This window comes from Solidesulfovibrio alcoholivorans DSM 5433 (assembly GCF_000702665.1).
GTDB lineage: Bacteria > Desulfobacterota > Desulfovibrionia > Desulfovibrionales > Desulfovibrionaceae > Solidesulfovibrio > Solidesulfovibrio alcoholivorans.
This window is the reverse complement of sequence record NZ_JNJA01000010.1, coordinates 102,213-125,562: the sequence shown is the minus strand read 5'-3', so window position 1 is coordinate 125,562 and position 23,350 is coordinate 102,213. Positions and strand designations below refer to the sequence as shown.

18 protein-coding genes are annotated in these 23,350 nt (G+C 62.7%); 2 read left to right on the top strand and 16 right to left on the bottom strand.

What is annotated here, in order from left to right; translation table 11 throughout:
* Positions 1-189: 189 nt before the first annotated feature.
* From Q368_RS0116580 to Q368_RS0116545, 8 genes are all read right to left on the bottom strand, one after another.
* A complete protein-coding gene (locus Q368_RS0116580) occupies positions 190-705 on the bottom strand; it encodes a hypothetical protein (protein WP_029460172.1) in 516 nt (171 codons plus the stop codon).
* Between the two features lie 31 nt (positions 706-736).
* On the bottom strand, positions 737-1,159 hold the full coding sequence (locus Q368_RS0116575; protein WP_029460171.1) for an ExbD/TolR family protein: 423 nt from the start codon (positions 1,157-1,159) through the stop codon (positions 737-739).
* A 1-nt stretch (position 1,160) separates the two neighbouring features.
* Positions 1,161-1,754, bottom strand: a complete 594-nt coding sequence (locus Q368_RS0116570; protein WP_052360230.1) for a MotA/TolQ/ExbB proton channel family protein — start codon at positions 1,752-1,754, stop codon at positions 1,161-1,163.
* 32 nt (positions 1,755-1,786) lie between these two features.
* Positions 1,787-3,562, bottom strand: coding sequence for a CobW family GTP-binding protein (locus Q368_RS24015; protein ID WP_052360229.1), 1,776 nt, complete (start codon positions 3,560-3,562; stop codon positions 1,787-1,789).
* Between the two features lie 110 nt (positions 3,563-3,672).
* Positions 3,673-4,821: a twin-arginine translocation signal domain-containing protein gene (locus tag Q368_RS0116560; protein WP_043786262.1), complete on the bottom strand. Its 1,149-nt coding sequence runs from the start codon at positions 4,819-4,821 to the stop codon at positions 3,673-3,675.
* 15 nt (positions 4,822-4,836) lie between these two features.
* Complete coding sequence (locus Q368_RS0116555; protein ID WP_029460167.1) at positions 4,837-6,240, bottom strand: hypothetical protein; 1,404 nt, start codon at positions 6,238-6,240, stop codon at positions 4,837-4,839.
* A 154-nt stretch (positions 6,241-6,394) separates the two neighbouring features.
* Positions 6,395-7,123 (bottom strand): FadR/GntR family transcriptional regulator, encoded by a 729-nt coding sequence (locus Q368_RS24010; protein ID WP_029460166.1) that lies wholly within the window; start codon positions 7,121-7,123, stop codon positions 6,395-6,397.
* A 237-nt stretch (positions 7,124-7,360) separates the two neighbouring features.
* Positions 7,361-8,707 (bottom strand): PAS domain-containing protein, encoded by a 1,347-nt coding sequence (locus Q368_RS0116545; RefSeq protein WP_156955760.1) that lies wholly within the window; start codon positions 8,705-8,707, stop codon positions 7,361-7,363.
* Positions 8,708-8,864: 157 nt separating this feature from the next.
* Between Q368_RS0116545 and Q368_RS0116540 the strand changes: the two genes are divergently transcribed.
* A complete protein-coding gene (locus Q368_RS0116540) occupies positions 8,865-9,065 on the top strand; it encodes a hypothetical protein (RefSeq protein ID WP_029460164.1) in 201 nt (66 codons plus the stop codon).
* Between the two features lie 360 nt (positions 9,066-9,425).
* On the opposite strand, the gene Q368_RS0116535 is transcribed toward Q368_RS0116540, so the two are convergent.
* Complete coding sequence (locus Q368_RS0116535; protein WP_029460163.1) at positions 9,426-9,662, bottom strand: type I restriction enzyme endonuclease domain-containing protein; 237 nt, start codon at positions 9,660-9,662, stop codon at positions 9,426-9,428.
* A gap of 119 nt (positions 9,663-9,781) precedes the next feature.
* On the opposite strand from Q368_RS0116535, the gene Q368_RS23315 reads away from it, so the two are divergent.
* A complete protein-coding gene (locus tag Q368_RS23315; RefSeq protein WP_043786226.1) occupies positions 9,782-12,826 on the top strand; it encodes a PAS domain S-box protein in 3,045 nt (1,014 codons plus the stop codon).
* A gap of 523 nt (positions 12,827-13,349) precedes the next feature.
* On the opposite strand, the gene Q368_RS0116520 is transcribed toward Q368_RS23315, so the two are convergent.
* The 7 genes from Q368_RS0116520 to Q368_RS26485 all read right to left on the bottom strand — a co-directional run bounded on the left by Q368_RS0116520 (position 13,350) and on the right by Q368_RS26485 (position 23,005).
* Positions 13,350-14,048, bottom strand: a complete 699-nt coding sequence (locus Q368_RS0116520) for a response regulator (protein ID WP_029460161.1) — start codon at positions 14,046-14,048, stop codon at positions 13,350-13,352.
* Complete coding sequence (locus Q368_RS0116515) at positions 14,035-16,704, bottom strand: sensor histidine kinase (RefSeq protein WP_029460160.1); 2,670 nt, start codon at positions 16,702-16,704, stop codon at positions 14,035-14,037. Before Q368_RS0116515 ends, Q368_RS0116520 begins: the two co-directional genes overlap by 14 nt.
* A 9-nt stretch (positions 16,705-16,713) precedes the next feature.
* The gene (gene kdpC, locus Q368_RS0116510; protein ID WP_029460159.1) at positions 16,714-17,301 is read right to left on the bottom strand and encodes a potassium-transporting ATPase subunit KdpC; all 588 of its coding nucleotides are present in this window, start codon (positions 17,299-17,301) and stop codon (positions 16,714-16,716) included.
* A gap of 128 nt (positions 17,302-17,429) precedes the next feature.
* Positions 17,430-19,499, bottom strand: coding sequence for a potassium-transporting ATPase subunit KdpB (gene kdpB, locus Q368_RS0116505; protein ID WP_029460158.1), 2,070 nt, complete (start codon positions 19,497-19,499; stop codon positions 17,430-17,432).
* 14 nt (positions 19,500-19,513) lie between these two features.
* Positions 19,514-21,259 carry a potassium-transporting ATPase subunit KdpA gene (gene kdpA / locus Q368_RS0116500; protein WP_029460157.1) on the bottom strand — a complete coding sequence of 582 codons (1,746 nt, stop codon included), beginning with the start codon at positions 21,257-21,259 and terminating at the stop codon, positions 19,514-19,516.
* A gap of 996 nt (positions 21,260-22,255) precedes the next feature.
* Positions 22,256-22,348 carry a DUF4113 domain-containing protein gene (locus Q368_RS27450; RefSeq protein ID WP_425423684.1) on the bottom strand — a complete coding sequence of 31 codons (93 nt, stop codon included), beginning with the start codon at positions 22,346-22,348 and terminating at the stop codon, positions 22,256-22,258.
* 261 nt (positions 22,349-22,609) lie between these two features.
* A complete protein-coding gene (locus Q368_RS26485; RefSeq protein WP_052360227.1) occupies positions 22,610-23,005 on the bottom strand; it encodes an energy transducer TonB in 396 nt (131 codons plus the stop codon).
* Between the last annotated feature and the right edge of the window lie 345 nt (positions 23,006-23,350).

The following is a 23,350-nucleotide window of genomic DNA, read 5'->3' as shown; positions in this document are numbered from 1 at the left end:
CCATGTGGAGAACCGGGCTGGATTTTATTTTGGTCTTGAAGAAGAAAAAATAATTAATTCCAATATATTACCTGAATAGACAACATGGAGCAGGAAGTGGCAACCGGGCCGGGGAGACAGACTTCTCTGCCCTCACCTCCGAAAATCCGCCCAGCACGCGGTGTACCCTGGGGAAGGCCTACGGCGGCATCATCTGAGGTCGTATTGGTACTTCACGTGCAATACGACGGGGATAGTCCCGACACCAAGGATCGGCGGGCGTTTGACTGTTCCGCTGGCCGCTCGGATGGCCTGGGAGGCCGCGGCATCCAGCCCCGGATTTCCCGACGTGGCCACAAGGACAGGCTCCGTGAACGAGCCGTCCCCCCGGATGGAGAAACCGTAGACCGCCACGCCGAGAAAATGACGGCCCGACGCGTCCAGACGGCGGACATGCACGGCCTCGTCGACGTCGTCCAGGAACTTGAGAAAGGCCTGGCGTCGTCGGTCCGCCGTATCCGTGGTGCTTTCGGCCCGTGGCAAATACGAATCGATCCCCAGGCCCGCGTGCCCCGTGTCGTTTATGATCACGGAGGCCGCGTCCATGTCGATATACGTGTCGGAGGCGGCCGGCATGGCGGCCGGCGCGAAGTGGGTGTTCAAGATCAGGAAATGGGCAAAGAGCGACACGGCCAACCCTGTCCCGATGCGTTCGGCGTACGTCATCCGCTTCCTCGCGCGCCCGAGTCCAAAACGCTCACCGTGGCTTTTCCTCTTTCGGCCGCGAGGTGGCGATGAGCAGCTTTTCCCCGCCCTGCATGCGCACCTCGTCCACGATGAACAGCAGCGCTTCCACAGGCGCGTCGGGGGCGGCCTTCAGCACGAGCTGGCCCGGCGTGGTCCGAAATCCCCGGACAAGGCTCTGCAGCTTGTCGCGGACGTCCCGGCGCTCGACCGGGACGCCTTCGAAGGTGAACGAGCCGTCCTGGAACAGGCGCAGTTCCACCACGCGGCCGGAGAGCGCCCGGCTGGCCTGGGCCGGCGGCAGATCCAGATCGACACCTCGCACGGCAAAGGCTGCAGCCATGACAAAAAAGATGAGCAGAATGAACATGATGTCGATGAGCGGCGTGAGGTCGAAAAGCTCCTCGGAGGCGGACCGCAGCCGGAAGTCCAGCATCTTAGATTTTCCCGCAACGCAGCAGCAGGACCGTGTTGCCGGCCTCGGCCAGGGCCTTGGCGGCACGACGGGCCCGATTCTGGTAGTAGTTCAGGAAAAGGAGCGCAGGAATGGCAATGCACAGTCCTGTGACCGTGGTGAGCAGGGCCTGCCAAATACCGCCCGCCAGCATGTTCATGTCCACCCCGGACCGCGTTTCGGAAATTCGCGAGAAGGTGGTGATCATGCCGAAGACGGTGCCAAGCAGCCCCAGCAGCGGCGCCACCCGGGTCAACAGCGAGAGCATGGACAGTCCGGCTTCCAGGCGGCTGACCACGGATTCCCCGGCCACGCGCAACGCCGCCTCCTTGTTGGGGTACTGCATGTCCCCAAGTATACGGCTGAAGTCGGAAAGGGGACCGATGGCGCCCATGCTTCCGGCCAGGGCCGAAGGATCCCCGGTTTTGGTCATCTCCAGGATCATGGCGGGAAACGCCTTGTCCGGAAACGGGAAGGACGACAGAAAAAGCCCACGCTCCACGATGATGGCCACCACCGTGATCGATACCACGAGCAGCGGCCACATCACCCATCCGCCCAGTTCAAACAGCCACACATGCATCTCCTTTCCCCCCGCGCCGGGGTGGTCTATGGCTGCAATCCGGTTCCGATCAGCACGAGAAACCCGTGCCGGTCCCCGTCTTCCCACCGGGCAGGAGCCGGCTCGAAAGAGAGCCTGCCCGCGGCGTATTGCACCACGCGCATCCCTTGGCCGTCCAGACAGACCACGCCCTTGGCCCGGCGCAACCCCGGGCCGCATCCGGCCAGTACCGCTTCGATCTCCTCGCGGGCGACCGGACTCTCCCAATTCACCGTGCGCGCGGCATAACCGGCCGCCGCATGGGTGGGCGATTCCTGACCCAAGCGGCGCAACCTGGGCTGGCGTGACGGCAGCCTGGTTTGGTCAACCCGGTCCAGCCAGGCGCTGTAAAAGGCGTCCAGGCGGGCAAAGGCCGTGGCTCCGCGCCGGGCCATGAGGAGCAGCGCCCGTCGGTTGACCGCAGCCACCCGCTCCAGCACGCCGGGCAGGGCGTCCGCTGCCACGGCGTCGGCCTTGTTGACCACGAGCACGTCGGCCCTCTCCACCTGGGCCAGGAGGATGCCTGGTTCGTTAAGGACATGGGGCTGGCGGCAGAGGTCCACGGCGTCGAGCACCGTGACCACCAGTCCCGGGACCACCAAGTCGTCCAGCTCTTCGAGGCTCCCCAGCACGTTTTCCGGATTGGCCAGGCCGGTGGTCTCAAGGATGAACTGCTCGGCGGGCATGTCGGCCATGAGGCGTTCCAGGCCGGGGCGCAGGCTTTCGGCCAGGGAACAGCAGACGCAGCCGCCGTCGAGGGCCTCCACTCTGGCGTCGTCGCCAAGGAGCAGGGCGTCGAGCCCGACATCGCCGAATTCGTTCTGGATCACGCCAGTGTAGCGTTCGCGCCCGTGCAGGAAATCGAGCCAGCGGCGCAGGAAGGTGGTCTTGCCTGCCCCCAGAAAACCGGTGAGCACATGCAGCACAGGGAGGGGCGCGGTTGACGGCGTATTGGACTCGTAACGGCCGGGCAGGCCGGAAAGCCGCCGTCCTTGTCCCTCCTTTGCCCGCAACCGGCCGAACGCAGCCCGAAGCCGCACCCTATGGCCGCCTTTCCCCGGCAGCGGCTCCATCGCCCCCCCTGTCCGAAACCCCAATGCCGGGGCGGGTTCGTACTCCAGGGCCACCGCCGCCGGCTCCTGGAGCAACCGCTCGGCCGTGGCCGCCAGCAGGGAAAACACGGGCAGCCCAAGGCTGTACTGGGGCACGTCGCATTCCAGGTCGCCAGGCGACACGAGCCAGGTGTGGCCACCGTCCGGCCCCGTAGCGGCGATGCCGTCCAGGGCCACCAGGCGATGGCGGGCCGATGCCTCCCAAACCAGGCCCAGGCCCGAGCCGTCCAGGGTCGCCTCCAGCCGCAGCCGTCCGCACACGAATGGGGCCAGGGCTTCGGTGTGGGCTGAAAAGTCGCGCACCAGGCGGCCGTAGTCCTCGCTCAGTGCCTGGCGCAGGGCTTCGAGGGGAAACCGGTCCAGCAGGGGATTTTCGGTCTTGGGGAAAACGAACACGGCAAAATCGCCCAGCAGACCGTCTCCGGTCGGATTTACGGTCTCGCCCAGGAAGAGCAGGCCGAAGACGTGGTCCCTTCCGGCCATCCGGAAGCTCCAGGCCGGGTCCACCGTGGCCGAGGGGCGCACGCCGCGCCAACCCAGGATCCGGGCCTGGCGGCGGTCGAGATGCACGCCGGTCAGCAGGGAGCCCAAAAGGCTGGCGCAGTCCGATCCGCTCTCGAAGCTCAAAGCGCGCGGCAGCAGTGTTTCCATGCGCATGGCGGTGTCAACCATCTGCGGTCAAGGTCGTTGGGTGCAGCGCCGCCCCTCGGCGGCAAGGGATTCGGGCCGGGGCCACCGGCCCGAATCCCGCCTGGCCGTGGCCAGGCCTCACAGGCGCGGGCTCATCCCGGGAAGGTGATGACGTCGCCGTTGCCCAGGTAGTTGGTTGTCTTGGACCGGAAACGCGCCGTGCCCTTGACCACCGGATAGCCGGCGTCCACGAACTTTTGGGCGGTGATCAGGCCGGTGCAGTGGTTGCAGCCGACGCGCTGCAGATCCCATTTCTTGAGGCCGATGACCAAGTCGTCGTACTTGGGGTCCCAGTCGTCGAAGGGAGAGATGTGCAGGCCGCCATACAGGCCGTAGAACTGGTCCTTGTCGTACTTCAGTTCCTTGTAGGCCGTGTCCGCGAAGAGGATGATCCCCTGATGGCAGCAGCCCGTGATGCTGACCAGACCGACGTCCTTGACGTTGCAATAAAGCGACATCTCTCCGAAGACCTTGAAGATGATGGGAACTTCGAACATGAAAAGCGCCGCCCCGGGCTGTAACGGGTACAGGCCTTTTTTCACTTCCGTCCACTTGCCAACATGCCCACAATCCTTGATGTACTGCTTTCCAGCAGGATAGAAGGTGCTTGGCGTATAGATGGGTATGTTCGGGTTGTACTTGGTGACGACCGGGAATCCCCAGAAGTGATCCATGTGCTCATGGGTCTGGATGAAGGCTGTGATTTCGTTGTTGGCCAGCATCCGGTCGATGCCTTCGCGCTTGTAGCACGTATCCATCCATTCGTAGTTCCAGCCGGTGTCGAAGAGGTAGCGGGTCGTTTTCCCTTCCAGATCCTCGATTTCCACCAGGCAGGAAAAGCCGCCGGCATTGTCCGGGTTCACGCTGTTGCCCTTGGCGATGGCCCAAGCCTCCTCGAGCTTGTTGGGCAACAGGTGCTTGATCTTGGCGATGCCGTCCCCGTACGAGCCCTTGCCGATGCCCTTGCCGTTGCCGAACGGCGGCCAGTTGAAGGTGTACTGGTCCACGAGCAGGCCGCCAGCTTTTGTCACGTTGTTCATGAAAATGCCGTTGTCGAACCAGCTCGTCTCCGAGATGTTGACGATCTTGACGGACTTGCACTGGCCGATGTCGGCCATCTTCCGCTGGACATGGGGCAGCATGGCCTTGCGCCAGGGACTGTAGGAATAGACGCCCATGGCGCCGAGCAATCCCGCGCCCACGCCGAGAGCGGCGCCCTTGAGGAAATTACGTCTGTTGATGGCCATGGCCTGCTCCTATTTCACGAGGGTAAAGGTTGCACTCGCCCAGGGCAGCAGCTTGACGATGCCGAAGAAGGCGGCAACCCCGACCAGCATACCCACGCACACGCCAGGGGCCATGCCCGGGGTCCAGGTATGGCGCGCCTCCAATTCCTCATGTTCGGCCTCTATCTCGGCCGAGGATTTGAACTCCCGCTTCCAGCCGGGCCAGCCGTCCATGAACCACCAGTTGATCAGCCAGATGTCGATGAGCCAGATCGTGGGGATCATCGGGAACTGCTGGGGATGCGAGAAGCCCTTCTGGGTGCCGAGCACGAGATGGGCGTACCGGTAGTAGACGCAGTACAGGGCGATGCCGCCCACGGCGACGATGATGGTTCGTAGCAGTACGTTGACAGGCACACTGAACTTGTTGGGCCAGTTGCCGCAATAAAATTGCAGGAACAGGGCCGGAGCCAGGAAGAAGATGGCGGTTTCGCCCACATGGAGCCAGCGCCAGTCCGGGGCCGCGTCGCGACGATGCCCGCGAATGGCCTCACCCCACACAAGCTCCTGCATGTACCAGAAAAAGAAGCACAGAGCCACGGAGATGGCGATGATGCCGAAAAACAGCGCCAGACGACGCAGCCAGGGCGTCTTGATCATGCTGAAGGGATAGCGTTCCCAGATGCCTTCCATGAACCAGACCACCACCGTGCAGCACATGATCCAGGCCACATGGAAGTTGGCGGACACCGTGGCGGCGAAGTCGCTCCAGTACGGCGGACAAATGGCGGTGAAGTACTGCCAGGGATAGTACAGGATGCCCATGTGGTTGTGCATGGTCATGAAATAGATGATCAGGCTCAAACAGAAGGTGCCGAGCCAGATGCTGAATCCGCGCGTGGGCTGGGACTCCTTGGCCCAGGGCCGCCCTTCCAGGGCCACCACCCAGGCGGGGCTGATCCAGGAGGCTATGACCGCGAACATCATGCAGGCCTGGGCGGCATATTCCGTGGCATAAAAATCCGTCATCTTCGGCAGTTTCGCCAGCTGCTTGGGATTGAAATAGGCGAAGGCGTAATTGCCGAGAATCGTTTCGAAGAAGCCGTGGATCATCAGGATCATGACCGCCACCGACACCAAGGTGAGCACGAGCCCCTTTTGCAGCGGATGGGCGGTGCGCACCCAGTGTCGCTTGAAAGGCCAGAAATCGAAGATGTAGGCCATCCAGATCAGGATGATCAGCCACCAGCGGCAGTAGTTATACCCGACATACGGGGTATAAAACCGCATGATGCCGCGGGGGTCCTGGAAGATCCACCAGGTCGCGGCGAAGATGAGCAGGGTGAAGGCCAGGTTCGCCAGTGCCGGGAGTGGGCCGGCCCATTTCTTGACCAGCTTGCGCTCTTCCAAATAGGTAACGTGTTCGTGCGCCATGCTTGCCTCCTTTGGGGAACATGGTTCCGGCCAATTCCAACCAACAGGAACCGCCACTTGACCCGCGTTGCCGTCTCCCCGGGGGCCGCCGAAGGGCGCGGCCGGGCCCCGGGCGCAGCCGGGACGCTTGCGCCCGGCTGCTTTTTTCGAGTCGTCAAAGCGGTATTTCCCTTTCTTCCATCTCGCGCAGCAGGTCGGAGGGGCATTGCGTGTCCAGGTACTTCCCGAAAAGGGCGGACAGCCGCAGGATGCGGTCCTCCATGCGGCTTTCGGCCGCAGCCTGATCGTGTTTTTTCAGCGCCTGCAGGAGCTTCACAAGGTCCGCGAAGACATCTTCCCGTTCGTGATCCGCCATGGAGAAGAACAGGTTGAACACCACGTGGATGTCCGCCGCCAGCCGGCGCATGATGTTTTCGAGCACGGGATTGCCGGTTTCCGCCGCCAGACACGCGATGAACTGGGATATCTCCAGGCGGATGGCCTGGGTATTCTTGCTGTAGATCGCCTGGCTCAGGCTGATCATGGTTTCTTCCAGATACAGCAGCCCGTCCGGGGAGATGCGCCTGGCGCACAGGGCCGCGATGGGGGGCAGCAGGACAAACCCGGCTTCGAGGGCCTGGTGGGCGGGGAGGCCGGAGGCGGTCGCGTCGAGGTTTCTCGCCTGGAGGCCGCAGGTGGTGGAGCGCAGGTAACAGCCGCTTCCCTTGCGGATGTCCACGACGCCCCGGGCCTCCAGGACCCGCAAGGCGTTGCGCACGGTATTCCGGCTGGCGCCCAGGTCAGCCGCCAGGGTTCGTTCCGCCGGGAGCCGTGCTCCTACCAGCCACTTTCCGTTTTCGATTTGTTGGGAAAGCTGGCTGAGCGTCTCGTCTTCTTTGTTCATGGTCGCCCACTTTGGTAGAACCAATCATACTCCGGGATTCAACACGGATTTGCATTGGTTTTGACCATGGGCCGAGCCTAACAAAAGCCCAAAGGGGTGCAACCAAAATTGCGCGAAATTGTATTGTTACGGAAAACCTAGAGAAATAAAACGTAACAACAGGAAATTGGATCGACCAATAACAGCGTTCAGCCCGGCTCCGATGTTTTCAATACCGTCGGAGCGCCGCCGGCATGTTCAGGCATGGCGGGAGACGCGTCTGGCTTGATGCGCGGTGCGCCAGGCCTGGATGGCGCGGCGGAAGGGTTCGAAGAGGATCGCGTATTCGTCCATGTCATCGCTGTTGAAGGCATTGGGCCTTAGCGAGCACAGGATCATCACGGCCTTGAGCACCCCCCGCTGGTAGAAGGGCTTGGCGAAGTACGATCGGATGCCCTTGGGGATAAAAAGCGCCCAGTCAATGGATTTGATGCTGTCGATCGTGTCGTCCACGATGAGGGAATCAAGCTTGAAGCGCTCGATGTCCTGGGCGATGGTGCCTTCGTAGGAGTACATTTCCCCCTGGGCCATGCTGGCGAAGGGTTCGCCGCACGAATACACGAACACCCTGTTTCTCTTGGCGTGGATGTCGGAAAACAATATGGCGTCAAAGGAAATGCTCGGCAATTGGCAGTGAAACAAGGTTTCCAGGATGGCAGGCAGTTCCGATTGGCCTTCCAAGGCGTTGAACAAATCGTTTTCCCGTTGTGCCCGGAGGTCTTTTTGGGTTTCTGCCGCCGGAGACAGGGCGGCAGGGGAATCTACCGAGCTGGCCGTCTCGATGTTGGAGAGCGCGATCCGAAGGATTCGCCTGTCTTTGAACAGCAGGGAGAGAACGCTGGCCTCGGCCGAGAACACCGACTTGGCCTTGCGCTCGAAGAGGGCCTTGCCGCGCCATTTCCTGGCAAAGAGGATCTCTTCGTAAAGGCTGTGGATGACGCTGGCCATGCCGTGGTGGAACAGATCCGAGATGCGCAGACTGCGGAACTCATCCGCAGAATACATGAAAAGTTGCAAGGCGGCGGCGTTCTGGGAAAGGACCATTTTTGTGTCCAGATCCACGAGCACCACTGGCATGTCCGAGAGCTCGATCATGAGCTGCATCTCGGCTTCCCGCTCGATCATGCCCTTGAGTACCTCGATGCGGTCGGTGACATCCATGAGATAGCCCATGTAATAGCGGACGTCCTTGGGCGGCATCCAGCCAACGAGTTTGAGCCAAGCGGTTGCCTGCCCGGTGCAGTGGATACGGACTATTGTTTGAGCATTTTTCCCACGCTTCATCGCCTCCATGAAACTATCGAGCAAAATTGCATCTTCTTGAAAAACAACTTTCTTTCGTATTTCGGCACTTTTGAGAAAGAGGGGTGTTTTGTCGGTGAGCCCGGCGACCATGTAGCGGTTCAGGTATTCAATGCGCGAGCGGATGATCTCAATGCGCCACAGCAGTGCGGGAAAGTTTTCCACAAGGCTGTGCAGGTCCTCGCGGGAAAGGTCGCGCCGGGTGACGTGATCGTATGTTGCCAGATCGTTAATCTGTATCATTCGACAAAATTACCGAGGGAACTTGTCGGGTGCAAGAAAAAAACGGAATGTGCGCGAAAGGGGAGAGGTCTGGAGCACCCGACCCGGGTGATTCGAGGGGTCTGTAACGAAATCTGTGTAAACCTCCACGAAGGGGCGAAAGCTCCAGGAGGTTTCCGTGCTGATCAACCGTGGCGAACTGGCCAGGAAGGTGCTCGAGGGAGAGAGCACCAGCCTGGACGACCTCAATTCCGTTCTCCGCTCTCTGATCAAGGACGTGGTCGAAACGGCCATGGGGGCCGAGATGACCGGCTTCCTTTCGGCCAGCCTGACGCGCGCTTCCGTCACCAGTTCGTCGTCGGACTCCTTGGGCTTGTAGCCGTACACAGACCTGCTTGGGCTGAAAGCGCGACGGGCACGGCGCAGACTCAGTCCATGCCCGACGTGGGCGCAGGTGACCAACTCGCGCTTGTCGGCCGTCCTGGGAATACAGCAGAAGCCTTTTTCGGATCGCCGCTACGGACGCAAGAGCCTTATGCTGTCGCAAGAGTGCAACGCGTGGATCGAGAGCCCGGTGCGCTTCGCTCGTTCATTGACTATGCGTTGCATGGATATGGCCTCCTTGGCGGTGGGCCATAAGGTATGACGTTGCGTGAGGGTCAATCTTTTCTTGCAAACGCAACCTTCCGTATCACTTTGCAGCCCTTTGTTCTATGTAATGTATCGAAATAATGTATGATTAACTCTGTGCGCCCCCCCGAAAGTCCTTTGTTTTATCCCCCCGAGGAATATGGATACGCGGGGGGCCATGCCGCTTGGGAATCCGCTTCAAAAGTATCCGCATCCGAGTTTGGGCGCGTTCCCCGTGTGCCCGATCGATGGCGACGCTGCCCTTGAGGCTGGTCGAAAACTCGTGGGCAATCAGGCACAACGACGCGTCTCCCATGACTTCGACCGCGTCCTGGTTGTCGGCCATAACAGAAAGCAATGGTATAATGTTGACGAGCGTGCCTTCAAATGGGTATTGTTGTTATGTAGAAACAGCTATCTGTATTTGTTTTCAAGGGCGCGGCAATAAATAACACGGTATGGGCCATGAAAATATCAATGCCTGACTCGGTGAGATTCAACCTTGTCTTGGTGGTGTTGGCCGGGCTGCTGCCTGTTGTGGCGGCAATGGCCAGCTCTGTTTGGGAGCGGTGGAACCATGAGATCAATGATATAGAGCTTACCAGCCTCCGGATGGTGGCATATTACGCTGAACAGCAGGAGGAAGAAACCCGACGCATTATAACGGTACTTAACAACCTGGCGGAAACCTTGCCTGTGCGGACCATGGACCCTGCGGCCTGCGATGGTTTGTTCCGAAGCTATCTTGCCGCCAACCCAGGCTATGTGAACTTTGCCCTTACGGACCCTCAGGGGAACGCTGTGGCTTCGGCCCTCCCATTCACAAAGCAGAACCTCATGGACCGGAAGGAGGTCAAGGAGGCCTTGTCCACCGGGAAGTTTTCCGTCGGGGAATATGCCGTGGGCAAGGTGAGCGGGGTGGATATTCTCCCCTTTGCCCTGGCGGTGCGGGATGGCGGGGGCGGGGTGCGGGGTGTCCTGATCGCAACGTTGCGGTTGCAAGACTTCAAGCCGCTTTTCGAACGGGCACGATTGCCCCGGGACTCCTTCGTGGGGCTGGTCGATGCCAATGGCCGCCGGCTCTTCAGATTTCCAGCCAAGGATTCTGACCCCATCGGGCAATACATCGCCCCCGCTATTTGGCGGGCGATTCAGTCCGTGGGACATGAAGGCGTTTTCACGGAGCATGGCGCCGACGGCTCGGAACGAATCTACGCGATACACCGCATGGCGCTGACTCCGGGGGACACCCCCTACCTGAACATATTCGTAGCCATCCCCAAAACCGTGGTCATGGACAACGCCGACGCGGCTATTGCGCGTCAGGTCGGGTGGCTCCTTCTCTCCGTGGTGTTGGCTGGAAGCGCGGCTTGGCTGATGTGCCAGTACGGTATCTACGAGCGGGTGGACGCGTTGTCTGCCATGGTCCGCCGTCTGGAGGGTGGCGATTTGTCCGCCAGGACAGGGCTCGACAATCCCCAGGGCACCTTCGGCGAACTGGGGGCCACCCTCAATACGATGGCCGCAACCCTGCAACAGGATATGATCGAGCGCACCGAGGTGCAGCACAATTTGGAAATGGAAATCCTTCGCCGCAAGGCCCTGATGGAGAATAGCGGCGATGGCATCGTCGTCATCGATCAGGAGCACCGGGTGGTGGAGGCCAACCGCAGGTTCGCGGATATGCTCGGTTACACACCGGAAGAGTTGGTCGGGATGGCTACGTGGGACTACGAAGCCAGGGTGAATGAGGAAGATATCCGCAATAAATTCGGGGACATGGACAAGGTCAAGAATGTCTTTGAGACCGAGCACCGACGCAAGGATGGCACAACCTTCCCCGTGGAGGTCAGTGCCAGCGGGACCAAGTTTCAAGGGCGGTCATTTGCCCTGGCCGTCGTGCGGGACATTGAGGAGCGAAAGCGCGAAGAGCAAACTTTGCGTAATTTCTACGCACTGCTGGAGAACGCAGAGCACGTGATGGTCTTCAAGGATACGGCTCTGCGTTACGTCATCGTCAACAAGGCCTACACGCAACTGACCGGGCATTTGCCGCAGGACGTCATCGGTCGGAGCGACCTGGAACTCTTTGCAGGCAAGTCCACCCCGGAGCAGATCGAAGCGTATATGGCCAACGACCGGCAGGCCTTACCCCTGAATCCGGGCCAGTCAGTCACCGTCGAGGAGGAGACGCTGGGGCCAAACGGGGAGGTGCGCACCTATCTGACCAAGAAGTTTCCTGTCTACGGCGAGGATGGCGGACTTAAGGGCGTGGGGACAATCGCCTGGGAGATCACCGACCGCAAAAGAATCGAGATGGAATTGCGGGAAGCCAAGGAGATGGCCGAAGAGGCCACCCAGACCAAAAGCCGGTTCCTGGCCAACATGAGCCACGAAATCCGCACGCCCATCAACGGGATCGTGGGCATGGTCCAGTTGCTGAAAACGACCGAGCTTGACCGGGAACAGATTGCGTATGTCGAGATGGCGCTCCAATCCTGCCGGCGCCTTACCGGGTTGGTCGCCGACATCCTTGATCTCTCCCGGATCGAGGCCGGGCGGCTTCAGATCAAGGCCACGCCATTCCTGTTCATGGAACCGCTTCGGGCCGTTGAACAGCTTTTCGCCATGCCGGCACGTCAGAAAGGCATCCGCTTGACCTTTTATGCGGATGACAGAATCCCGGACCACGTGGTGGGAGACAGTTCCCGGCTTCAACAGGTGCTGAACAACTTGATCGGCAATGCCATCAAATTCACTCAGGCCGGGGAGATAAATATTGAGACCTACCTCTTGCCGTCTCCTGCCCCGGACAAGGTTCGGGTGTTGTTCTCCGTGGCCGACACTGGAGTCGGCATCGATGATGCGATACTTCCAGCCTTGTTTGAGCCCTTCACGCAGGCCGACGACAGCTTCACCCGGAAATACCAGGGCGCTGGTCTCGGGTTGTCCATCTGCAAAAATCTGGTGGAGCTCATGGGGGGAGGTATCTCCATCGACAGCGCGAAGGGCGTCGGCACCACAGTGCATTTTTGCGTCGTATTCGGAAAGATCGTGGCGGGTGCTGAACAAGCCGAGGTCAAGACGGTCCCCCGGACGGAGGCAGTCCATCAAGTCACGGTGCTCGTGGTAGAAGACGACAAGGTGAACGCGATAGCGCTATCCCATCTCCTGAAAAAGGCCGGCCATCGCATCCGAAACGCTGAAAATGGGCGACAAGCACTGGATATCCTCCAAGTCGAAAGCTTCGACATCATCCTCATGGACATCCAGATGCCGGTTATGGACGGCCTGGAGGCCACACGCCGCATCCGAGCCGGGGAAGTGGGCATGGACAAGGCCGACATCCCCATTGTCGCCCTTACCGCCCACGCCATGTTCGGTGACAGGGAAAAGTTCCTGGCCGCTGGAATGAGCGACTACCTCGCCAAGCCCATCGAGATGGAGACGCTTCGGGATGTCATTGCGAGGGTTGTTACAGGCGGTCCTGCCAAAATAGGGAGCGCCTGAAGAACGTGGGTCCCTGCTTCCCTGGTCGACCTCCTACCGTTCAACCCCTTCGAATTTGTGCTGCATAGACTGGAGAACCGGGCTGGATGACATCTGGGCAGACGTTGGCCCGCGTCGGGGCAGACGGCGTGTTTTGAGGGTGCCTTGGGGGAATGGCAAGGGCTACAGAAAGAGGAATTCGAGCTGATGCACACCCGTGGGCAGTGAGCCAAGCAGGCTGGCGCAGTCCGATCCGCTCTCGAAAATCAAGGGGCGCGGCAGCAGTGTTTTCATGCGCATGGCAGTGACAACCAACGGCGGTCAATGTTGTTCGGTGCGATGCCGCCTCCTGGCGGCAAGGGATTCGGGCCGGGGGCGCCGACCCGAATCCGGCCTGGCCGTCGCCAAGCTGCAAAGGCGAGGGCGCATCCCGGAAAGGTGATGAGTCGCTGTTGCCGAGAGAGTTGGTTGTCTTGAACCGGAAACGCGCCGTGCCCTTGACCACCGGAGAGGAGGCCATAACGAGCAGAATCCCAAATGGTCGTCACTCTCCATCCGTAAAACGGTAGCCGATGCCGGTTTCCGTGCGAAGATAACGGGGGCGGGCAGGGTCCTGCTCGATTTTCTGCCGCAACTTATGGATGTGGATGCGCACGTAATGTTCCTGCCCCTGGCTTTGTTTGCCCCAGACCGCTTTGAGCAGTTGGCCGTGGGTGACCACCTTGCCGGCATGACGGGCCAAGTAGGCCAGCAACTTGAACTCCGTCGGCGTCAGGTGGAGGTCTTGTGCCCCAAGGCCCGCCGTATGGGCTTCCATATCGATCCATAAATCCCCGAACACGTAGCGGGCGGGTGGCGACTCCCCGTCTCCGCCCCCGCGCCGCAGGCAAACCCGAATGCGCGCGGCCAGTTCCGCCAGGCTGAAAGGCTTTGTGAGGTAGTCCGACGCGCCGAGGTCCAGGGCGGTCACCTTGTCCCGTTCCCGCGAGCGGACGGACAGGACGATGACCTTGGCCCGGACCCACATGGGCAACGCGCGCAAGAGCTCCTCCCCGTCCAGGTCGGGCAGCCCCAGGTCGAGGAGGATGACGTCCGGTTCGTGGGAGGCGATCAGGGAAAGGGCCTCGCGGCCCGAGCCGGCCTCGACCACGCCGTAGCCCTCGGCCTCCAGAAACGGCGTCAGGAAGCGGCGGATGGGCGGCTCGTCGTCAACGATGAGGATGGTTTGCTTATTCGTTCGCATACAGGGGAAGGATGACGGTGAACGCGGCCCCGGATGGTCTGTTCCTGTCGGCCGTTATGGAGCCTCCATGCGCCTTGACCACGGCGCGGCAGATGGCCAGGCCCAGTCCATACCCGGAGGAACTGACCCTGTCGCCGCGCTGAAACCGTTCGAAGAGTTTTTCCGGATCGCCCGGGGGCAGGCCCGGGCCGGCGTCGCGGACCTCGAGAACGGCCTTATGGCCGCGAATAGCGGCGGAAACAAGGATTTCCGTCCCCGGTGGGGTGTGCTTGGCCGCGTTCTCCAGCAGATTGATGAGCACCTGCTCCATAAGCACTTCGTCCATGGGAATGGGAGGCAAGTCGTCGGGGATGTCCAGGCGGACCTCATGGCCGGCCAGCGTCGCGTCGAGACGGGCCAGGGCGCTGCCCACCACGTCTTCGATGGGAATGGGCTTGATGTCCGGCACGACGGAACCGGACTCCAGGGCGGCGATGCGCAGCAAGTTGTCCACCAACCGTTCCAGGCGTGAGGCTTCCTGGGCGATGTTCTCCTCCAGGGAACGGCGCACCGCGGGCGTGGCGGTTTCGCCGAGGACCATAAGGCTCTCGGCCGAACCGGCGATGGCGGAAAGGGGCGTCTTGAAATCGTGGGTCACGGTGGAGAGCAGGGCGGCCCGCAATTTTTCCCGTTCGGCCTCGACCAGAGTCGTCTTGGCCCGCTCTTCCAGGCGGTCCACGTCCAGGGCCAGGGCCGTCTGGCGCACCACGGCGTCGAGCAGCCGGCTGCGGTCGGGAAGTTCCAGGGCGTCGGCCGCCTCCGGCGTGTCGGGACGCAGGCCCATGACGCCGAGCACGGCCTCGGTCCCGGCCAGGGGCAGGTACAGGGCGTCGGCTTCGGCCAGGGTCTGGGTGGACAGCCCGGCCGGCTTGCCATTGTCGAAGACCCATCGCGCCACGCCTACGTCCTTGTCGGCCAGCGCCTCGTGCGCCTCGGCGACGAAGGCGTTTTCCAGCTTGCCGTCCTCGCCCGGCAGGAGGGCGAACGCCGTGCAGCCGAAGATGCGCGCGATATGTTCCCGGGCCACGCGCAGGAGGTTGGCCGCGCCGCGTGTCATGGCCAGATTGCGCGAGAAATCGCTCAGTTCCGAGGCTTGCCGTTCCAATTGGACGGCGCTGTCGGCCTGTGTCTTGATGCGCGAGGCCATGCCGCTTTGCACCAGGGCCACCAGAAACATGACGGCGAAGGTGACCAGATAGGACACGTCGGAGACCGAGAAACTGTAGCGCGGCGGCACGAAGCAGAAATCGAAGGCCAGGACGCTGAGAAAAGAGGCCAGGATGGAAGCCTGCCGCGAGAGCCAGACCGAAGCGGCCACGACGCCGACCAGATAGACCATGATCAGGTTCGCCAGCTCGAAAGCGGGGTACATGGCGTAGCAGGCCGCCGTGCAGGCTGCGACGATGCCGCATGCGGCCGCAAGGCCCCGCCACCGGGTTTTCGGGACAGGCGGGCGTGTGGCGCGCGAGGCGGGAAGGCGCGGGTCCTGGCCTTTGATGACGTGCACGTCGATTTCGCCGCTTTCGCGCACCAGCCGGTCCACCGGGCTGCCGCGGAAGAAATCCGGGATGCTGCGGCGCAAGGGCTTGCCGATGACGATGCGCGTCACGTTGTGCTGCCGGGCGAAGCCGACGATGAGCCGCGCCACGTCGGCCCCGGTCAGGACATGGGTCTGCGCGCCCAGTTCCTGGGCCAGACGCAGGTTGCCCATGGCCCGTCTGGTCGGGGTGCCTTCGGGGTTTTTCTGGATGAACAGGGCGTGCCAGTCCGCGTGCAGCCCGTCGGCCAGGCGTTTGGCCGCGCGCACCAGGGTGGCCGAGTACGGGGACGGCCCGACGCACACCAGGATGCGTTCGGCCGTGGGCCACGTCGTTTCGATGGCGTGGCCCCTGCGGTAGACGAGCACCTCGGTGCCCACCCGGTTGGCGGTCTGGCGCAGGGCCAGTTCGCGCAGGGCGTTTAAGTTGCCCGCCCGGAAGAAGTTCTCCCCGGCCCATTCGGCTTGCCGCGGCAGGTAGACCTTGCCCTCGGCCAGACGCTGGCGCAGATCCTCGGGCGGCAGGTCGACGAGGATGACGGATTGGGCCTTGGCCAGCACGGCGTCGGGCACGGTTTCGCGCACGCGAACGCCCGTTATCTGGGCCACGATGTCGTTTAAGCTCTCCAGGTGCTGCACATTGAGGGTCGTCCAGACGTCGAGGCCGTGTTCGAGCAACTCCTCCACGTCTTGCCAACGTTTCGGGTGGCGGCAGCCCGGGGCGTTGGTATGGGCCAGTTCGTCCACCAGGATAAGCGAAGGGCGTTTGACCAGGGCCGTGTTGAGGTCGAATTCCTCCAGTGTGCGGCCTCGGTAGTCGATGCGCTGGCGGGGCAGGATGGCCATGCCGTAGAGCAGGGCCTCGGTGTCCTGGCGTCCATGGGTCTCCACGATGCCAACCAGAAGTTCGATGCCTTCGGCCATCTTCAGGCGCGCCGCTTCCAGCATGGCGTAGGTCTTGCCGACACCCGGGGCCATGCCGAGGAAGATGCGCAGCTGGCCGCGCCGCTTGCTCTCTTCCTCGCGCTGCACCATGGCGAGCAGCGCATCCGGATCGGGGCGGTTGTCCTCGTCGTGCATGCTGCCTTCCTACTGCGCGGCGGTCAGGCCATCCAGCGCCAAATTGAGGCGCAGGACATTGACGCGCGGTTCCCCCCAGAATCCCCAGAGGCGGCCTGCGGTATGCCGGGCGACCAGATCGGCGACGGATTGTGCGGGCAGCCTCCGCGCCCCGGCCACCCGCGCGATCTGCCGGGCGGCGGCCTGCGGGCTGATGTCGGGATCGAGCCCGCTTGCCGCAGTCGTGGCCAGGTCCATGGGCACGGGCGCGCCGGGATTGTCCTTGGCCAGGGCTGCGGCGCGCTCCTTTGCCGCCGCGCGCAGGTCGGGATTGGACGGGGCCAGGTTGGAGCCCGACGATGCGGCGGCATTGTACGGAAAGGGCGACGTGGCCGAGGGGCGGCCGTGGAAATAGCGCTCGGACGTGAAAGGCTGGCCGACCAGCGCCGACCCCGCCACCACGCCTTGGCGCTCGAGCAGGGAGCCCCGGGCCTGTTGCGGGAAAAGGCTGTTCCCCAATGCGGTCACGGCCAAGGGGTAGGCTATCCCGGTGAGCAGGCTCAGCCAGAAAAACATCAGACACGACGTCTTCAATTCCTTGCCAAAACGCGTAACCATCCTGCTTTTCTCCTTTCTTTCGACGCCTTCGCCCCGTCCCTTTCCCCCTTCAAGGAGGGTCCGGGAGGGGGGTGCCCCCTCCCGGCCGCCGGAGGCATCTTCACTTTTTCGTTGTGTCGCACCGCACCCTAGGCCCAGCCCAGGGCGGCAAGCAGCATGTCGATGCACTTGATGCCGATAAACGGCACGGCCAGTCCGCCCAGACCGTAGACGAGGAGGTTTCGCCGCAGGGCGACCACGGCCGGGGCCGGCACGTATTTGACCCCCCTAAGCGCCAGGGGAATGAGAAAGACGATGATCAGGGCATTGAAGATGACGGCCGCGAGCACGGCGGATTTGGGCGTAGTTAGCCCCATGACGTTGAGCAGGGCCAGTTGCGGGTAGATGCCGAGGAACACGGCCGGGATGATGGCGAAGTATTTCGCGATGTCGTTGGCGATGGAAAAGGTGGTCAGCGACCCGCGCGTCATGAGCAGCTGTTTGCCGATGGCCACGACCTCCAGAAGCTTTGTGGGGTTGGAGTCGAGATCCACCATGTTGCCGGCCTCCTTGGCGGCCTGGGTGCCGGAGTTCATGGCCACGCCCACGTCGGCCTGGGCCAGGGCCGGGGCGTCGTTGGTGCCGTCACCGGTCATGGCCACCATCTTGCCCTCGGCCTGGTACTGGCGGATGCGGGAGAGCTTGGCCTCGGGCGTGGCTTCGGCCAGGAAGTCGTCCACGCCGGCCTCGGCGGCGATGGCGGCAGCGGTCAGAGGATTGTCACCGGTGACCATGATCGTCTTGATGCCCATGGCGCGAAGTTCGGCAAAACGCTCGCGGATGCCGCCCTTGACGATGTCCTTGAGCCAGACCACGCCGAGCGGCTTGCCGTTTTCCGCCACCACCAGCGGCGTGCCGCCGGATTTGGCCACTTCGCGGATGGCTTGATCGACCTCGGTCGGCATGTGGTTCCCCGCGGCTTCGGTCAGGGCCCTCACCGCGTCGGCCGCGCCCTTGCGGATGCTGCGTCCCGACAGATCGACGCCGGACAGGCGTGTTTGGGCCGTAAAAGGCACGAAGGTCGCGCCCAGGGCTTCCAGGTCATGGCCGCGAATGCCGAAGCGCTCCTTGGCCAGGACCACGATGGACCGGCCCTCGGGCGTCTCGTCGGCCAGGGAGGCGAGCTGGGCCACTTCCGCCAACTGGCGTTCCTCTATGCCTTTGGCCGGCAGGAAGGCGGTGGCCTGGCGGTTGCCCAGGGTAATGGTGCCGGTCTTGTCGAGCAGCAGCACATCCACGTCGCCGGCGGCTTCCACGGCCCTCCCCGAGGTGGCGATGACCCCGGCCTGGATCAGCCGGTCCATGCCGGCGATGCCGATGGCCGAAAGCAGCCCGCCGATGGTGGTCGGAGCCAGGCAGACGAACAGCGCGGCCAAGGCGGTGATGGTTACGGCCTGCCCTTGTCCGGCGGCGGCCACGGCGTAGGCCGACATGGGGCGCAGGGTCACGCAGACGACGAGGAAGATCAGCGTCAGCGAGGCGAGCAGGATATTCAGCGCGATCTCGTTGGGGGTCTTGCGGCGCTTTGCGCCTTCGACCAGGGAAATCATGCGGTCGAGGAAGGTCTCGCCGGCGTCGGCCGCCACCGTGACCACCAGCCAGTCCGAAAGCAGGCGCGTGCCGCCGGTGACCGCGCTGCGGTCGCCGCCGGCCTCGCGGATGACCGGGGCGGACTCGCCCGTGATGGCGGACTCGTCCACCGAGGCGATGCCCTCCGCGATCTCGCCGTCGGAGGGAATGGTGTCGCCGGCTTCGACGAGGAACACGTCCCCCCGGCGCAGGGAGCTGGCCGGGACTTCGGCCACGGCGGCGTCACGCCGTGGGGACGCGAGCTTTTTTGCGGTCACGTCCCGGCGCAGCCCGCGCAGGGCGGCGGCTTGGGCCTTGCCCCGGCCCTCGGCCATGGCCTCGGCGAAGTTGGCGAAGAGCACGGTGGCCCACAGCCAGGCGGCGACGGCGGCGACGAAGCCGACGGGGGCCTCGCCGTGGCCAAGCGCCGCCTGGATGGCCAGGACCGTGGTCAGGATGCTGCCGACGTAGACCGTGAACATGACGGGATTGCGCGCCTGCCTGGCCGGAGCGAGCTTGCGCAGGCAGTCGATGCCGGCCTGGCGGACGATGGCGGGATCGAAAAGCGGACGTTTCGTATGCTTGGGCATGGCGGAAACCTCTTCTAGAAAAGGGCGAGCTGTTCGGCCACGGGGCCCAGCGCCAGGGCGGGCACGAAGGTGAGCGCGCCGACCACCAGGACCACGACCATGAGCAGGGCGACGAAAATGGCCCCGTGGGTGGGCAGGGTGCCGGGGCCTTGGGCCAGACGCTTCTTCCCGGCAAGCGATCCCGCCAGGGCCAGGACCGGGACGATCAGCCAATAGCGGGAGACGAACATGGCCACGGCCCCGGCGATGGTCCAGAAGGGCGACGTGGCGGTCAGGCCGGCGAACGCGCTGCCGTTGTTGTTGCCCATGGAGGAGAACCCGTAGAGCATCTGGGAAAAGCCGTGCGGCCCCGGATTGGACACGGCGTCGGCCGGTCCGATCGCGGCGGCCAGGGCCGTCCCCGCCAGGCAGAGAAAGGGCGGAATCAGGATGACCAGCGCGGCCATCTTCGTCTCGAAGGGTTCGATTTTCTTGCCGCAGTATTCCGGCGTGCGCCCGACCATGAGTCCGGCCACGAAGACCGTGACCACGGCGAAGACCAGCATGCCGTAGAGCCCCGAACCCACGCCGCCGAAAACCACTTCGCCAAGCTGCATGAGGAGCATGGGCCACATGCCGCCGAGGGGCGAGAAGCTGTCGTGCATGGCGTTGACCGAGCCGTTGGAGGCGGCGGTGGTGGCTGCGGCCCACAAGGCCGATCCGGCAGCGCCGAAGCGGACTTCCTTGCCCTCGAGGCTTGGCGCGGTTGCGACGCCGATGCCGGACAGGGCCGGATTGGGGACCGATTCGGCGGCGAGCGTCAGCGCGGCGAATCCGGCAAAGAGGATGGTCATGGCCGCCAGGATCGCCAGGCCCTGCCGCCTGTCGCCGACCATGGCGCCGAAGGTGTGGCAAAAAGCCGCCGGGATGAGCAGGATGGCCAGCATCTCCAGAAGATTGGTCAGGGGCGTCGGATTCTCGAACGGATGGGCGGAATTGACGTTGAAGTACCCCCCGCCGTTGGTGCCGAGCTGCTTGATGGCCACCTGCGAGGCCACGGGGCCAAGGATGATGGTCTGTGTGGCCGGGGGCTGGTCGGGCGACGGTATGTCCGGCGACGTGGACGAAGCAACATGGGGGGCGGGATCGAGCCAGGCTGCCTCGACCTGTCCCGTGAACGTCTGGGGCACGCCCTGCCAGATGAGGACAAGGGCGAGCACGAAGGAGAGCGGCAGCAGGATGTACAGAACCGACCGTGTCAGGTCCTGCCAGAAGTTGCCGAGTTGCGCGGTCTCCCGGCGGGCGAGTCCCCGGATGCACGCCACGGCCACGGCCATGCCGGTGGCGGCGGAGAGGAAGTTCTGGACGGCGAGCCCCAGCATCTGGGTGAGGATGCTCATGGTGGATTCGCCCGCGTAGGCCTGCCAGTTGGTGTTGGTGGCGAAACTGACGGCCGTGTTGACGGCGACGAAGGGATTCACCCCCGGCAGGTGCAGGGGATTGAGCGGCAGCGCTCCCTGGAGGCGCTCCAGGGCGTAGACGCAGAGCATGCCCAGGGCGTTTAGGCCGAGCATGGCCAGGGCATAGGTCTTCCAGTCCATTTCCCGGGAGGCGTCGACGCCGCTGATCCGGTAAAGCAGGCGCTCAACCGGCCCGAGCAGCATGTCCAGGCCGCAGGGCCGCCCCTGGTAGACCCGGGCGGCATAGCGCCCGAGCGGCCAGGACGACAAGAGCAGCACAGCCAGGAAAAACAAGAGTTGCAACAGGTTGCTCTGGTTCATTCAAACCACTCCGGTTTGCAGAGGGCGGCGAGGAGATAGACGAACAACACGGCGGCAATGGCCAAGACGACGCTATCCATGTTTACTTCCTCTCCAGCCATTCGAGGAACTCGATCAAGGCGACCAGTGCGAGAAGCAGGACTACCATACCGGCAATAAAAAGCGTATCCATCGAAAATCTCCTTGATGCGGCTGTCGATGGCTTGGCTATAGTCCGCGGCATGTATAGAAGGCGTAAAACAGCTGGAAGGGCGCGTAAATTTTTATTTACAGCTCCAGAGCAAATGTGGCCCAGTCGATTTTGCGTCGAGGTGAAGCAGGGTTCGACGCTTGCCGACCGTCCAACCTCCGACAAGTTGCTGGGAGCCGTTACCAAGTTTGGAGCCACCGGGGGTCTCTCCGTGTCTCGTGGAGGTGTCAAGTCAAATGTACAAAAGGAACTGGCTGCAAGTTTTTTCGAATAAATCTTTGGTCATAGGAGTGATTGCTTGAGTCGCTGTTATGTGAGTGAAAAAATGATATAGATTTGAATATAGAGCTTGTGTCGAAACGGATATCGGCTGTTGTTGGGCAATGTTTGATATGGTGTGTATCTTGTCTGGAATTGTTTGGTTGGCTAAGCATGTTTGCCTTCTTTCTTATTAACTTTTACCTGGGCCGGCGTTGCAATCTGGATAACCCCTGGATAACCGTTCCCCTTTGTCGCCAGGCAAAGGATGTCCGGTGGTTTTATTCGATATCTTTAGAAATATTAGTAAAATCAGTATGGTGTCGGGTTTTGTTTGGCCTTCTACGCAGGCGGCCGCAGGTCCGAATTCAGCCGGGCGCACCAACACGAAATTCCAAGGGGTTAGGCTGCTTTTGCCCGGCCCTTTTTCGTGCAGCTGGCCGGGTTGGATAGCCTTTTGGCCAGACAGACGAAAAAACGAGGAATTTCAAAGGGGGGGGATGGAGAACATGGAGTTGAAAGAGGCAACAGGCCTGAGGGACAAACTTCTATGTCCTTACCTCCGGCAAATCCGCCACGCACGTGGTATATTGGGGCGACCGAGCCGCTTGCTTCATTTGCCAGTCCTGCTGATGCCGCAGGCGGCAAAGCGAAGCGTGCCGCGGCCCCAGTGGGCGTTCGCCTAGTCCGGAACCGCCAGGGGGCGTTCCGCTTTTGGGTCAGGAGTCGGCACCGGGCTAAGGAGTGAAAGTATTGGCGATACCCGACTGGCTCCAAGTCAAAAAGTCTCCACAGAATCGGGTGAACTCCACTTGGCCCACGGGGCCGGTCACGGGCTGCCGGTGAAAAGCGGGTTTTGGGCCGGGCCGAGCATCTGGGGCCCTCGGCTTCCCCTCACCCTGTCAGTCCTTCAAATCAAACCTGATCGGCAGCATGACCCAGGTCGCCACCTCACGCCCTTTGTACCGGGCAGGATGGAACCTCCATTTTTCAAGGGCCGAAATGACGGCTTGCTCAAATATCTGCGGCGGTTTTGCGGAAACAATGCTGATTCTGTTTACCCCGCCGTCCGCGGTGACCAGGAGCCGTGCGACAACCCGTCCCTCGATCCCATGCCGACGCGCATCCGCAGGATAAGCGGGCTCGACTTGCCGCATGATCCTCGGCTTCACGTCCACGGCCGCCAGGCTCATGCCACCGTCTTCACCCATGCCCCGCCCCGCGCCGGCGGCGGGTCCCTCGCCGCCGCCGCTGCCGCCTCCGGTCCCGCCACCCTGGCCGGAAACGCCTCCGGTCATGCCCGGCCCGACTCCCGACGGTCCGGCTTGGGAAGCGTCACTCCTGCCGGGGCCTTCCGATCCTTGCCCCGATACGGATGCCGGAGCCGTGGCTACGGCGGCAGCGTGAGGGGGTCGTTTTTTTCGGGGAACGCATTGCTTCTGCTCGGTTTTGGATTTGACCGCGTGTGCGGGGGGGGGCGTCGGAACAGGCAACGCCTTTTCCTGGTTGATCTCCGACACATCCTCTGTCCTGGCCTCCTGCCGGGCTTGAGGGGACGTGGTTTCTTCAGCCGCGGGCATCTCGTCAGCGTCCGCTGCCGCGTCCGATCCGGGAGGTGAACCGCAATCCCCCGCCCCCAGCCC